Origin of the sequence: Streptomyces sp. ISL-10 (assembly GCF_018614575.1) — a bacterium.
Lineage (GTDB): Bacteria > Actinomycetota > Actinomycetes > Streptomycetales > Streptomycetaceae > Streptomyces.
The window spans coordinates 1-12335 of record NZ_JAGGOJ010000022.1 but is presented as its reverse complement, the minus strand read 5'-3'; the positions used below and the strand labels follow the sequence as shown (position 1 = coordinate 12335).

The window sequence follows — 12335 nt, the reverse complement described above, 5'->3', positions numbered from 1 at the left end:
TCATCCGGCCACCACTCGCGGCCCACTCAAATCTCGGTCACTCCTCACTCGCACCGCGATAAAGCAGTCTCAGCCGGAATGCGGCGGATCTGGCAGGATCCCCGCCATGCAATTTCGCAGGAAGGAAGAACCGCCAGGGAACGTGTACCTCCTCGGTAGCGGCAGGATGATTCCAACCCTGGGGGAGGAATTGTGTTCGCCGATATAGCGGAATTCCGTGCCTGGTACGCGCAGCAGAGTCACAACCAGAAGTCTCGCACGGAGAGAATCGCCCTCGACGCACTTGACCGCTGGACTGCCGATCCGGACACCGGAAACATCGTGCACCGCACCGGACAGTTCTTCAGCATCCAGGGGCTCGACGTGATTCGCTCCGGGCGGGCGGTCGAAGCCTGGCAGCAGCCCATCATCGTCCAGCCCGAACAAGGCATTCTCGGCATCCTGGTGAAGCAGTTCGACGGGGTCCCGCACTGCCTGCTGCAGCTGAAGATGGAACCGGGCAATGTCAACGGCCTTCAGCTGTCGCCGACCGTGCAGGCCACCCGGAGCAACTTCACTGGGGTGCACGGCGGCCGGGCAGTCCCGTACCTTCAGTACTTCACCACGCCGCGCGTCGGCCGGACATTGTCCGACGTCCTCCAGTCGGAACAGGCCTCCTGGTTCCTGGCTAAGCGCAACCGCAACATGATCGTTCAGATCGACGAGAACGTTCCGCTGTTGCCCGGCTTTTGCTGGCTGGACTTCGAGCAGATTGCCATGTTGCTGCGCGAACCGAACCTGGTCAACATGGACACCCGTACCGTCCTGGCCGGTGCTGCCGGGCTACGCGCACCGCAGTCCCCTCCGGCCGGTGACTCCTTCGGCGTCGCACTGGCCCGTTCCTGGACCGCCGGGTACGCCCTGCACACCACGGTGGAGTTGCTGAGCTGGTTCACCGAGGCCAAAGGCCGCTGCGAGCTGACCCGTCGACTCATCCCACTTGCCGGGGTCCACGGTTGGAGTCACCGCGACGGTGCGCTTGTTCACGACGGTGACCAGCACTTCTCAGTGATCGGTGTGATGGTCGAGGCACCCGACCGAGAGGTCACGCACTGGCACCAGCCCATGTTCGAACCACGCAGCCAGGGGGTCATCGCATTCCTCGTCCGACGGCTGCGTGGCGTCCCCCACCTGCTACTGCACGCTCGCACCGAGACCGGGGCCCTCGATGGCGTCGAGATGGCTCCCACGGTCCAGTGCCAGCCCGACAACTACCGTTCGCTGTCTGCGGAACACGCTCCCGCGTTTCTGCACCATGTCCTGACCGCCGCCCCTGATCGCATTCGGTTCGACAGCGTTCAGTCCGAGGAAGGCGGTCGCTTTTACCACGCGCGGAACCGCTATCTGCTGGTGGAGGTCGAGGACGACTTCCCTCTGGACGTGCCGCCCGACTACGCGTGGGTCACCCCACGCCAGCTCACCGAGTTCGTGCGGTACGGCAACCATCTGAACGTCGAAGCGCGCAGCCTCCTGACGTTCCTCGGCTTCTACAAGGAGGACAACGAATGACCACCCATGTCTGGGACTATCTCGCGGAGTACGCGACCGAGCGGGACGACATTCTCGACGCCGTGCAGCAGGTCTTCGCCAGTGGCCGGCTCGTCCTGGGCGACAGCGTTCGAGGTTTCGAAACGGAGTTCGCCGCCTACCACGATCTGCCTCGCTGCACCGGCGTCGACAACGGCACCAATGCCGTCAAGCTCGCCCTGGAGGCATGTGGGATCGGCCCCGGCGACGAGGTGATCACCGTCTCCAACACCGCGGCGCCCACCGTCGTCGCCATCGACGGGACCGGTGCGACACCCGTGTTCGTCGATGTGCGGGCCGAGGACCACCTGATGGACACCAGCCTCGTCGAAGCGGCTGTGACCCCCCGCACCAAGGCCATCCTGCCAGTCCACCTCTATGGTCAGTGTGTTGACATGGAGCCGCTGCTTCGCATTGCCCACACCCACGGTCTGCGCATCGTGGAGGACTGTGCCCAGGCCCACGGCGCGCGCCGAGACGGCCGCCTCGCCGGCACCATGGGCGATGCCGCAGCGTTCTCCTTCTATCCCACCAAGGTTCTCGGCGCCTACGGGGACGGAGGAGCGGTCCTCACCGCGGACGAAGACATCGACCGGGCCATGCGCCGACTGCGCTACTACGGCATGGAGGACGTCTACTACGTCGAGCGCACCCCCGGACACAACAGCAGGCTCGACGAGGTGCAGGCGGAGATCTTGCGCCGCAAGCTCACCCGGCTGGACACGTACATCGCCGACCGCCGCAGCATCGCCGAGCGCTACGCCGAAGGCCTGGCCGACTTGTGCGGGCCCGGCCGGCTCGAGCTGCCTGCGGTCAGCGACGGGAATGAGCACGTCTACTACGTCTACGTCGTCCGCCACCCGCGTCGCGACGAGGTGATCCGGAGACTCAGAGAGCGTTACGACATCGTGCTGAACATCAGCTACCCGTGGCCAGTGCACACCATGCGGGGCTTTGCCCATCTCGGCGTCGAGCGCGGTTCCCTGCCCGTCACCGAGGAGCTCGCCGGGAAGATCTTCTCCCTCCCGATGTACCCCTCCCTCAGGAAAGCCCAGCAGGACAAGGTCATAGACGCGTTGCGTGACGTCCTGCAGACCCTCGACTAGAACAGGAGCGGTGAGCAACCCACCATGCATCCCACCCCGGACACCATCTACCAGCGTGCCGACATCTACCACGACTTCTACCTCGGTCGCGGCAAGGACTACCAGGCCGAGGCAGCCAGGGTACGCGAGCTGATCTCGGAGCGAACACCTGCCGCCCGCTCACTCCTGGATGTCGCCTGCGGCACCGGCCTGCATCTGCGCGAGCTTGCCGGGACCTTCGAGGAGGCTGCCGGAGTCGACCTGTCCGAGCAGATGCTCGCCGTCGCGGCCCGGATCAACCCTGAAGTGCCCTGCCACCAGGGGGACATGCGAACCTTCCGGCTCGGCCGCACCTTCTCGGCAGTCACCTGCATGTTCAGTTCGATCGGCTACCTGTCAACCACCGATGACCTGGCCCGAGCCGTGCGCAACCTCGCCGAGCACCTGGAGCCTGGCGGTGTGCTCGTGGTGGAGCCCTGGTGGTTCCCCGAGGAGTTCCTGCCCGAGTACGTAGGCGCCGACGTGGTCACCGTCGACGACCGGACCATCGCCCGCGTCTCGCACACCGTACGAGAGGACGCGAGCCGCAGCCGCATGGACGTGCACTACACCGTCGCCGCGCCTGCCACCGGCGCGGAGCACTTCACCGACACCCACGTGATGAGCCTGTTCGCGCGCGGTGACTACGAAAGCGCCTTCCGACGGGCCGGACTGATGCCCGAGTACGTGCGGGACGGACTCTTCGGCCCCGGGCTCTTCGTCGCCTCGCATCCGGGGGACCGCCCGTGAGGACACGAGAACTGGCCGTTTCCGGCGCTCATGTCTTCGAGCCCGAGATATACCGTGACCGGCGCGGCAGTTTCTGCTCGCCCCACCAGAACGCCGCGTTCACCGGTGCCCTGGGCCGCCAGATGTTCCCGGTGGCCCAGGTAAGCACCAGCCGTTCCCAACGCGGTGTGGTGCGCGGGATTCACTTCACCGCAGGGCCTGACTCCATGGCCAAGTACGTGCTCTGTACCGGCGGCCGGGCACTGGACGTCGTCATCGACCTGAGGCTGGGCTCCCCGACTTTCGGTCGGCACGACCGTGTGGAACTGTCTCCTGACACGGGCGCCGCCCTGTATCTGCCGCCGGGGGTAGGTCACTTGTTCGTTGCTCTGGGGAACGACACCACCATGGTCTACCTGCTCTCGGCCGCCTATCGTGCGGACAGGGAGCGGGCCGTACATCCGCTGGACCCCGCGCTGGGCCTGGATCTGCCGACGGGCCTCGAGCCAGTGCTCTCCGACCGCGACCAGGATGCCCCCGCGCTCGCCGCTGCCCGTGCTGCCGGGCTGCTGCCCGACTATGCCGAGCTCCACGGAGGTGAGTGGTGAGTGCTCCGCCGGACGAGCGGCCGCTCGTCGTGGTGCTGGGTGCTTCCGGGTTCCTCGGCTCCGCCGTCGTCGCAGCACTGGCTGAGTTGCCTGTCCGACTGCGGGCGGTCTCTCGGCGGCCGGTCCGGCTGCCCGCCGCAACCGGCGTGGAGTACAGGACCGGCGACCTGACCGACCAGGTGACCCTCGGCGACGCAGTGCGCGGTGCCCACGCGGTGCTGCCCTTCACGGCGCGCATCCGCGGCGCATCGGGTTGGCGGCTCGCAGAGGGAGACACGGCTGCGGAACGGGTGAACGTGGGCGTCGTACGCGACCTGGTCGACGTGCTCGCCTCGGCCCGCCGGACCGGCGCGGAACCGCCCGCTGTGCTGTTCCCGGGCAGTAACACCCAAGTTGGCCCGGTCGACACCGACTGGATCGACGGCACCGAGACGGATGCGCCCCAAGGCGAGTACGACCGGCAGAAGCACACGGCGGAGTTGCTGCTGAAGGAGGCTACTGCCGCCGGTGCCATCAGGGCCGCGAGTCTGCGGCTGCCCCCCGTCGTTGGCCCACCAGGACCGACTGCCGAGGACCGAGGCGTGATCTCCACGATGGCCCGGCGCGCGCTCGCCGGGGAGCCGCTCACGCTGTGGCACGACGGGACGGTCCGCAGGGACTTTCTCTACGTGGAGGACGCCGCCCGCGCCTTTGCCACGGCCCTCGGCCACATCGATGCGCTCGCCGGACGCCACTATCTGGTCGGTACGGGACAGCCCCGGTCCATCGGTGACGTTTTCCGGAGCGTCGCCGACGCCGTCGCCCGGCACCGGAGCATCCCCGCAGTGCCGGTCATGACGGTGCCTCCGCCCGTGGAATCGGAGGGATCGGACGTACGCAGCCTGTGCGTCGATCCGTCAGCCTTCGTGTCCGCCACCGGCTGGCGCGCCGTCACCCCACTGGAAGCCGCGATCGACCGGACGGTAGCGGCCTTGGCCGCACGCCATTGACACAGCGCCGGCCTCGCCGCCATCACCTGCGGTTCGCGGACCGCACCAGGTTCTCCAGAACCTCCACCACCTGTGCAGGAGACGGCTGCTGCGCGATCTCCGCGCGCATCTTCTGCGCCGCTGCCCGTGGCCCAGGCGTGGTCAACAGCGATTCGGCGGCCTGCGCTATGTCAGCTACGGTCTGCCGGTCCTGCGGCAGTGTGATGGCGGCGCCGCGCTCTTCGACCCCGCGGCACGGTGGCACCATCTTGGGGATGGTGGGCAACAGCAGCTGAGGCACACCCGCGTGCAGGGCCGTCAGGGTGGTTTGCCCGCCCCCATGATGGACGATGAGGTCGCACGTGGTCAGCAGCGTGTCCAGGGGGAACCAGCCCACACGTGCATCCGGCACGGCCTTGCCCAGGGCGTCCGCGACGGCTTCGGGAGCGGCTATCACACACTCCACATTGAGGGAACTCAGCGCCCGGACCAGGGCGACCAGCCCCGCGGCTTCGTCCTGGCCCGACACCCGGCTGCCGGCCGTCACGCAGACTCTGGGCCGCTCACCGCGTCGGCGCATCCACGGCTCCAGCGGACGGCGCTGGTTGTAGGGCACGAAACGCATGCCCTGCCGCGGGCCCGGCCCAGAGATCTGCAGGCTGGGTGGGCAGACATCCACCCACAAATCGGCTGCAGGCATCCCGTCCAGACCTGCGTCGGCCAGCTCCGGTGCCAGTTCGGATGCCGCACCTGCATCGATGTCCAGTGGCTCTCCGAGATCCCAGGTGTGCCGGACCCATGGCGCCCCCAGCTCGTGGGCGGCCACCGGAGCGGCGTAGCACAGGGAGCCACCCACCATCAGGTCCGGCTCCCAATCGGCCGCCAGCGAACGCAGTCCGGGCAGACACGCGCGCGCCAGCCGGCCAAACCCCCGCCCATTGAACAGCAGGCGTTCGTCCGGCGCCGTCGGGATCGCCACAGGCCGGCCGTCCGCATCCTGGAACATGAAATCGCGCATCGTGCCATCGGTCACAGCAACCGAGGGAAGCCCCGTGGACAGGACGTACGAGGTCATGTCCGAGGGCGATGCGACGAGGACCTCGTGCCCGGCGAGCCGGGTGGCTGAGGCGAGGGGTGCCAGGGCGAAGACGGTCGCAGGGCTCCCGCCGGTGAGAAAGACAATCTTCATGGCGTCAGGATCGCGAGTGGTGCTCAAGGACCACTCAAGCACCACAGACCCATTGAGTTGTACTTGAGTTGCGGTTGACCACGGCGGCCTAGGAAGGGGGGCACAGCCGGGGTTCCCGGCGCATTGACACATTGCAAGGAGGAGACGGAGTACATGTCCCGTCGTGTCGTGATATCAGGGATGGGGGTGCGTGCACCGGGTGGAAACGGGGCGGAAGAGTTCTGGTCCTTGCTGTCTTCCGGACGCACCAGTACCCGCCGGATCAGCCTCTTCGACGCCTCACCCTTCCGCTCTCAGATCGCCGGAGAATGCGACTTCGATGCCGCGGCCGAAGGCCTGACACCGCGTGAAGTCCGCCGCATGGACCGCGCCACTCAGCTCGCTGTGGTCTGTGCCCGCGACGCGGTGGCCGATAGCGGCCTGGACGTGGACACCCTCGACCCTGCCAGGATCGGCGTGAGCCTGGGCAGTGCTGTGGCGTCCGCGACCAGTCTGGAGAACGAATACCTGGTGCTGTCCAACGCGGGACGCCAATGGCAGGTGGACCACGCCTACCTTTCCCCGCACATGTACGACTTCCTCACGCCGGGAGTGATGCCCGCTGAACTCGCCTGGACGGTAGGCGCTGAGGGGCCGGTGTCGCTCGTGTCCAATGGCTGTACCTCAGGGCTGGACGCCGTGGGCAACGCAGTGCAGATGATCGCCGATGGCATGGCCGACGTGGTGATCTCCGGTGCCACCGATGCCCCCCTCACCCCGATCGTGGTGGCCAGCTTCGACGCGATCAAGGCCACCACGGACCGCAACGACGACCCCGCCTGCGCCTCCCGGCCGTTCGACGCCACCCGCAACGGCTTCGTGCTGGCCGAGGGCGCAGCCGTGTTCGTCCTCGAGACCCTGGATCGAGCCCGTGCCCGCGGCGCCCGCATCTACGCCGAGGTGAGCGGGTACGCCGGCCGCTGCAACGCGTACCACATGACCGGACTGAAACCAGATGGCCGAGAGATGGCCGAAGCCATCCGCGCGGCGCTGGACAAGTCCCGGCTCGACGCCACTGAGGTGGACTACATCAACGCCCATGGCTCGGGAACCCTGCAGAACGATCGCCATGAGACCGCTGCCTTCAAGCGCGCTCTGGGGGACCACGCGTATCGCACCCCGGTCAGCTCGATCAAGTCCATGGTGGGGCACTCGCTGGGCGCCATCGGTTCGGTGGAGATCGCGGCCTGTCTGCTCGCGATGGAGCATGACGTCGTCCCGCCCACCGCCAACCTGCACCACTCCGATCCCGAGTGCGACCTCGACTACGTCCCGCTGACCGCCCGAGAGCAGCGGGTGGACACCGTGCTGACCGTCGGCAGTGGTTTCGGAGGCTTCCAAAGCGCGATGCTGCTGCGGCAGCCGGAAGGAGTGGCATGACCACAACAGTGGTGACCGGCCTGGGAGTCGTGTCCCCCAACGGACTGGGAACCGACGAGTTCTGGACGGCCACGCTCAAGGGCCACAGTGGCATCGGGGAGATCAGCCGATTCGACACCACCGGGTGCGTCGCGCGCCTCGCCGGGGAAGTAGACGAATTCGACCCCGCGCAGCACCTTTCCAATCGACTGCTGCCGCAGACCGACCGATCCACCCGGTTCGCGCTCGTCGCGGCGGACTGGGCGCTGGCCGACGCGGGGGCAGACTCCACCGAGCTCGCCGACTACGACATGGGGGTAGTGACGTCGAGCGCCTTCGGCGGATTCGAGTTCACCCACCGCGAGTTCGCCAAGCTCTGGTCGCGGGGACCCAAGCACGTCAGCGTCTACGAATCCTTCGCCTGGTTCTACGCCGTCAACACCGGCCAGATCTCGATCAAACACAAGCTGCGCGGCCCGAGCAAGGCGCTGGTCGCCGAGCAAGCGGGCGGCCTCGATGCCCTCGGGCACGCTCGCAGGGCGATCCGCGACGGCGCTCGGCTGATGGTCGCCGGCGGCATGGACTCCGCGCTCGACCCCTGGGGGTGGGCGTCCCAGCTGTCCAGCGGGCGGGTGAGCCCGGACGGCTATCTCCCGTTTGATCGGAGCGCGAACGGCCACGTGCCCGGCGAGGGTGGTGCCCTGCTGGTCCTGGAGGAGGCTCCCTCCGCACGGCGGCGGGGTGTCACCCAGGTGTACGGGGAGATCGCCGGGTATGCCGCGACATTCGACCCCCCGCCCGGCTCGCCGCGCCCGCCGGCGCTGCGCCGCGCCATCGAACTCGCCTTGGCTGATGCGGGGATGTCACCTGGTGACGTCGACGTGGTGTTCGCCGATGGCGCCGGGATTCCGGAACTGGACCGACAGGAGGCAGCCGCGCTGCGCGATGTATTCGGCGAGCGCGCAGTGCCCGTCACCGTACCCAAGGCACTCACCGGACGACTGATGTCCGGTGGCGGTCCACTGGATGTGGTCGCTGCTCTGCTCTCCCTGCGCGACGGGGTGATCCCGCCGACTGCCACCACCCACGACGTGCCGGACGACTACGGCACCGACCTGGTGCTCGGTGCGCCGCGATACACACCGCTGTCCGCTGCCATGGTCCTGGCCCGAGGCAAGTGGGGTTTCAACTCGGCCGTCGTAGTGCGTGCGGCCGACTTCTGAGCAATCCGTCCCCAATAGCTGCCCAACCTGTGAGAGTTAGGAAGAGACAGTGACCACCACCATGACCCTGGACGACGTCCGCAGGATCCTTGCGGAGTGCGCTGGAGACGAAGGCACTTCGCTGGACGGGGACATCCTGGACTCGACCTTCGAAGAACTGGGGTACGACTCTTTGGCGGTGATGGAGGCCACCACGGTCGTCGAGCGAGAGTACGGCGTCGAGCCCCCGTCCAATCCAAAGACGCCGCGGGATCTGCTGCAGGCCGTCAACGTGGCGCTTGGGATGGTTGGTTGAGCATGCGGCGACACACCCGGCACACCCTTGTCTCACGCGCTCCAGCACGAGCGCTGTACGACCTGGCAGCCGATACCAGCCGCTGGCCGGCCATCTTCGAGCCCACCGTCCACGTGCACCACTTGGAGCGTGGCGAGAGCACAGAGCGGTTCCAACTGTGGGCCGTGGTCAACGGCGAGGTGAAGAACTGGATTTCACGGCGTGTGCTTGACCGGGACAGGCTGCGCATCCGCTTCGACCAGGAGCGCAGCGCCCCACCCATCGAGTCGATGGGTGGGGAGTGGATCTTCGAGCCGGTGCCGGATGGCACTGTGATCACTCTCCTGCACGATTTCACCGCCGTGACCGACACCCCCGACGTGCTCGATTGGATCGGCGCCGCACTGGACCGTAACAGCGCACGAGAGCTCGCCGCCCTGTCCCAGGTCGCCGAACTCGACTCGGACAAGGCCGTGTTCTCCTTCACCGACAGCGTCAGCGTGGGTCGCCCAGTGCGAGAGGCATACGACTTCTTGCACCGGTCGGACCGCTGGCCCGAGCACCTTCCGCACGTACGACGCGTGGTGCTCGGCGAACAGGCCCCCGGAGTCCAGGACATGGAGATGGACACCGTGACGGCCGATGGCTCGGCGCACACGACCCGGTCGCTGCGCGTGTGCGTGGACGGCGAGCGCATCGCCTACAAGCAGCTGGTGCCACCCCGCCTTCTGCTCGGGCACAGCGGCGTGTGGGAACTCACCACGACTTCCGAGGGCACTGAAGTGACCTCCACGCATACCGTCGTGCTGAATCCCGAAGGCGTACGAGATGTCCTCGGCGAGGGCACGTCACTGGCCGCCGCGCGCCAGTTCGTTCAAGATGCCCTCAGCCGCAACAGCCGCACAACACTCGAACGCATCGGCGCCGTTGTATGACCACGGCCCCACTGACTGCGGCCCGCGACCTGGAGAGGGTCGCGGGCCGCAGTCGGTGGGGCGACCGCAGGTCAGGCAGTGCGACGCCAGAAGGCGCTGTAGTCGTCGATGGGCTCGACGGCATCCGTGATGCCGTGACGGTCACGGAACTCGTCGACGGCCTTGCGGCAGGCCGGGATGAAGTAGTCGTCGATGACGACGAAACCGCCCCGGGACAACTTGGGGTAGAGGTTCTCCAGGGCATCCATGGTGGATTCGTAGAGGTCGCCGTCCAGTCGCAGCACGGCCAGCCGCTCCACAGGGGCGTTCGGCAGGGTGTCGCGGAACCAACCTGGCAGGAACCGGACCTGGTCGTCCAGCAATCCGTACCGCTCGAAGTTCGCCCGGACCGCGTCCTGGGACACCGCGAGGACGTGGTTCGAGTCGTGCAGAGCCATCTCGCGGTCCATCGGGTGGCCGTCTGCACCGGTGTCAGGGATCCCTTCGAAGGAATCGGCCAGCCAGACCCGCCGGTCGGTGATGTCGTGCGCCTTGAAGTAGCCGCGCGCGAAGATACACACGCCGCCGCGCCAGACGCCGGTCTCGATGAAATCGCCGGGAATTTCGTCCGCGACTGCTTGGTCGAGCAGGTTCCGGAGACTTTGAATGCGCTTCAGGCCGACCATGGTGTGCGCGACACTGGGCCAGTCCATTCCGTTCTCGCGGTGCTCCGGGAGAAAATCCCGCTCGGGGAACCATTCGTTCGGTACTGGGGCATCGCCGTAAATGAGATTGGTGACCGCCTTCTCCAGAAGGTCGAGGTAGAGCTGAGCCTTGTCGTTGCCATTCATGGAGTGTTCCCTTCCCGTCGGTGTCCGTGGTCCGATCGCCGTGTACTGGCCGGTGTCAGTAGTTGCCGAGGCCGCCGCAGACGTTGAGGGCTTGGGCCGTGACCGCGTCGGAATGCGAACCGGTGAGGTAGGCGACCATCTCGGCGACTTCGGCGGGCGTCACATAGCGGCCGATGGGCACCCGGGCGTTCACTCGGGTCAGTGCCTCCTCGGTGGAGACCCCCCACAGTGCCGCGTAGGTCTCCCGCACCCGTCCGGCCATCGGCGTCTCCACAAAACCCGGGCAGACGGCGTTGACCGTGACGCCCGTTTGGGCCAGCTCCAGACCGAGGGCCTTGGTGAGTCCGACGACGCCGTGCTTCGAAGCGGAGTAGGGGGCCCCGTGCAACACCCCCTGCTTGCCGCCCGTAGAGGCGATATTGACGATCCGACCCCAGCCCTGCTCCAGCATTCCGCCGTGGTTGAGAACGTTCTTGGTCAGCAGGAAGACGCTGTTCAGATTGGTGTTGATCACGTCGTACCAGAGTTCGTCCGACACCTCCCGGGTGACTCCGCCACCCGAGCGGCCCGCGTTGTTCACGAGGATGCCCACCGGGCCGAAGCGTTCGACCGCGCCGTGGACGAACGACTGAATGTCCTCCCGTGAGGTCACGTCACACGTCTGCCCGTCCACCGTCAGGCCCTCGGCTCGCAGCGCGTCGAGGGTGTGGGACAGACCTTCGGCTTTGCGGGCGCAGATGTAGACCTGGTGGCCCTGTTGCCCCAGTCGCCTGGCGACCTCCAGGCCGATGCCGCTGGTGGCGCCTGTCACCAGGGCTGTACGTGTGGTGCTGTCTGCCACTGTTCCTCCGTAGATTCCGTCTCGGAGGCGCCAACTTCACAGACATGGCTAGGAGCGTTCTCAAGTGCGGTTAGAGCCGAGTGCCACAGGTGTGCGAGAGGGCCGTGAGCGGTGGTCAGGCACGGCTCGGCATGGCCTCGACCGAGCGGTAGACGGCCTCGACCAGACGGTGGGCGCGATCGTTCATGCGGCCGATCACACGTGAGCCGGCGTTCTGGATGTATGCGAATGCCAGCCCGCGGTCGGGGTCGGCGAACACGAACGTGCCGTTGGCGCCGTCGAACCCAAAGGCCCGCGGGGCCAGCCCGGCCGACGCGGGGAACACCGGGCTGTCGGGAAGCATGAAGCCGAGCCCCCATGTGCTCGGTAGCAGTACCACCCGACAGGGACCTGTTGAGTAGGGGTGGGTCAGCTCGGTGATGCGTTCGGGGCTGACGAGTCGGATGCCGTCGACCGTGCCGACGAGGGCGGCGAGCATGCGGGCCATGGCCCGGGCGCTGGCCAGCCCACCGTAGGAGGGGTCCTCCACCGCCGGGTCCAGTGCGTCGGTGAGGTCCATGCTGCCGATCATGGCTCGGTATGTCAGTGACCCGGGATCACCCAGCGCCACCAGCATGTCCAGCTCTCGTCCCGGGTCGGCGCCTGCCATG

General features: G+C 67.3%; 13 protein-coding genes. 9 read left to right on the top strand and 4 right to left on the bottom strand.

The genetic code is table 11. From position 1 onward, the window contains the following. Positions 1-192: 192 nt before the first annotated feature. Genes J7E88_RS37155 through J7E88_RS25725 form a run of 5 tightly spaced genes read left to right on the top strand, consistent with a single transcriptional unit; the run spans position 193 to position 5016 of the window. The gene (locus J7E88_RS37155) at positions 193-1548 is read left to right on the top strand and encodes an NDP-hexose 2,3-dehydratase family protein (protein WP_215185126.1); all 1356 of its coding nucleotides are present in this window, start codon (positions 193-195) and stop codon (positions 1546-1548) included. Next, positions 1545-2672 (top strand): DegT/DnrJ/EryC1/StrS aminotransferase family protein, encoded by a 1128-nt coding sequence (locus J7E88_RS25740; RefSeq protein ID WP_215185124.1) that lies wholly within the window; start codon positions 1545-1547, stop codon positions 2670-2672. The genes J7E88_RS37155 and J7E88_RS25740 overlap by 4 nt, the downstream gene beginning before the upstream one ends. A 24-nt stretch (positions 2673-2696) precedes the next feature. Then, positions 2697-3440, top strand: coding sequence for a class I SAM-dependent methyltransferase (locus J7E88_RS25735; protein WP_251023202.1), 744 nt, complete (start codon positions 2697-2699; stop codon positions 3438-3440). Then, positions 3437-4027, top strand: a complete 591-nt coding sequence (locus tag J7E88_RS25730; RefSeq protein ID WP_215185122.1) for a dTDP-4-dehydrorhamnose 3,5-epimerase family protein — start codon at positions 3437-3439, stop codon at positions 4025-4027. Before J7E88_RS25735 ends, J7E88_RS25730 begins: the two co-directional genes overlap by 4 nt. Next, positions 4024-5016 (top strand): NAD(P)-dependent oxidoreductase, encoded by a 993-nt coding sequence (locus J7E88_RS25725; RefSeq protein WP_215185120.1) that lies wholly within the window; start codon positions 4024-4026, stop codon positions 5014-5016. Before J7E88_RS25730 ends, J7E88_RS25725 begins: the two co-directional genes overlap by 4 nt. 22 nt (positions 5017-5038) lie before the next feature. On the opposite strand, the gene J7E88_RS25720 is transcribed toward J7E88_RS25725, so the two are convergent. Continuing rightward, positions 5039-6229, bottom strand: a complete 1191-nt coding sequence (locus tag J7E88_RS25720) for a nucleotide disphospho-sugar-binding domain-containing protein (RefSeq protein ID WP_308307605.1) — start codon at positions 6227-6229, stop codon at positions 5039-5041. A 108-nt stretch (positions 6230-6337) separates the two neighbouring features. On the opposite strand from J7E88_RS25720, the gene J7E88_RS25715 reads away from it, so the two are divergent. The 4 genes from J7E88_RS25715 to J7E88_RS25700 are packed head-to-tail and all read left to right on the top strand — an operon-like array spanning position 6338 to position 10014. Next, positions 6338-7603 carry a beta-ketoacyl synthase gene (locus tag J7E88_RS25715; protein WP_215185118.1) on the top strand — a complete coding sequence of 422 codons (1266 nt, stop codon included), beginning with the start codon at positions 6338-6340 and terminating at the stop codon, positions 7601-7603. Beyond that, positions 7600-8805 carry a ketosynthase chain-length factor gene (locus tag J7E88_RS25710; protein ID WP_215185116.1) on the top strand — a complete coding sequence of 402 codons (1206 nt, stop codon included), beginning with the start codon at positions 7600-7602 and terminating at the stop codon, positions 8803-8805. The genes J7E88_RS25715 and J7E88_RS25710 overlap by 4 nt, the downstream gene beginning before the upstream one ends. Positions 8806-8854: 49 nt before the next feature. Then, positions 8855-9100 (top strand): acyl carrier protein, encoded by a 246-nt coding sequence (locus J7E88_RS25705; protein ID WP_215185114.1) that lies wholly within the window; start codon positions 8855-8857, stop codon positions 9098-9100. A gap of 2 nt (positions 9101-9102) precedes the next feature. Continuing rightward, entirely contained in the window at positions 9103-10014 is a 912-nt protein-coding gene (locus J7E88_RS25700; RefSeq protein ID WP_215185112.1) for an aromatase/cyclase, read from the top strand. Between the two features lie 71 nt (positions 10015-10085). On the opposite strand, the gene J7E88_RS25695 is transcribed toward J7E88_RS25700, so the two are convergent. From J7E88_RS25695 to J7E88_RS25685, 3 genes are all read right to left on the bottom strand, one after another. Next, positions 10086-10844: a TylF/MycF family methyltransferase gene (locus tag J7E88_RS25695; RefSeq protein WP_215185110.1), complete on the bottom strand. Its 759-nt coding sequence runs from the start codon at positions 10842-10844 to the stop codon at positions 10086-10088. 55 nt (positions 10845-10899) lie between these two features. Next, positions 10900-11685 (bottom strand): 3-oxoacyl-ACP reductase FabG, encoded by a 786-nt coding sequence (fabG, locus tag J7E88_RS25690; protein WP_215185108.1) that lies wholly within the window; start codon positions 11683-11685, stop codon positions 10900-10902. A 115-nt stretch (positions 11686-11800) separates the two neighbouring features. After that, positions 11801-12335 (bottom strand): serine hydrolase (locus tag J7E88_RS25685; RefSeq protein WP_215185106.1); only part of this gene is annotated, 535 nt, incomplete at its 5' end.

Coding starts and splice junctions, on each gene's coding strand:
- J7E88_RS25740 (WP_215185124.1), top strand. CDS start 1,545: ATGACCACCCATGTCTGGGACTATCTCGCGGAGTACGCGACCGAGCGG.
- J7E88_RS25735 (WP_251023202.1), top strand. CDS start 2,697: ATGCATCCCACCCCGGACACCATCTACCAGCGTGCCGACATCTACCAC.
- J7E88_RS25715 (WP_215185118.1), top strand. CDS start 6,338: ATGTCCCGTCGTGTCGTGATATCAGGGATGGGGGTGCGTGCACCGGGT.
- J7E88_RS25710 (WP_215185116.1), top strand. CDS start 7,600: ATGACCACAACAGTGGTGACCGGCCTGGGAGTCGTGTCCCCCAACGGA.
- J7E88_RS25700 (WP_215185112.1), top strand. CDS start 9,103: ATGCGGCGACACACCCGGCACACCCTTGTCTCACGCGCTCCAGCACGA.
- J7E88_RS25695 (WP_215185110.1), bottom strand. CDS start 10,844: ATGAATGGCAACGACAAGGCTCAGCTCTACCTCGACCTTCTGGAGAAG.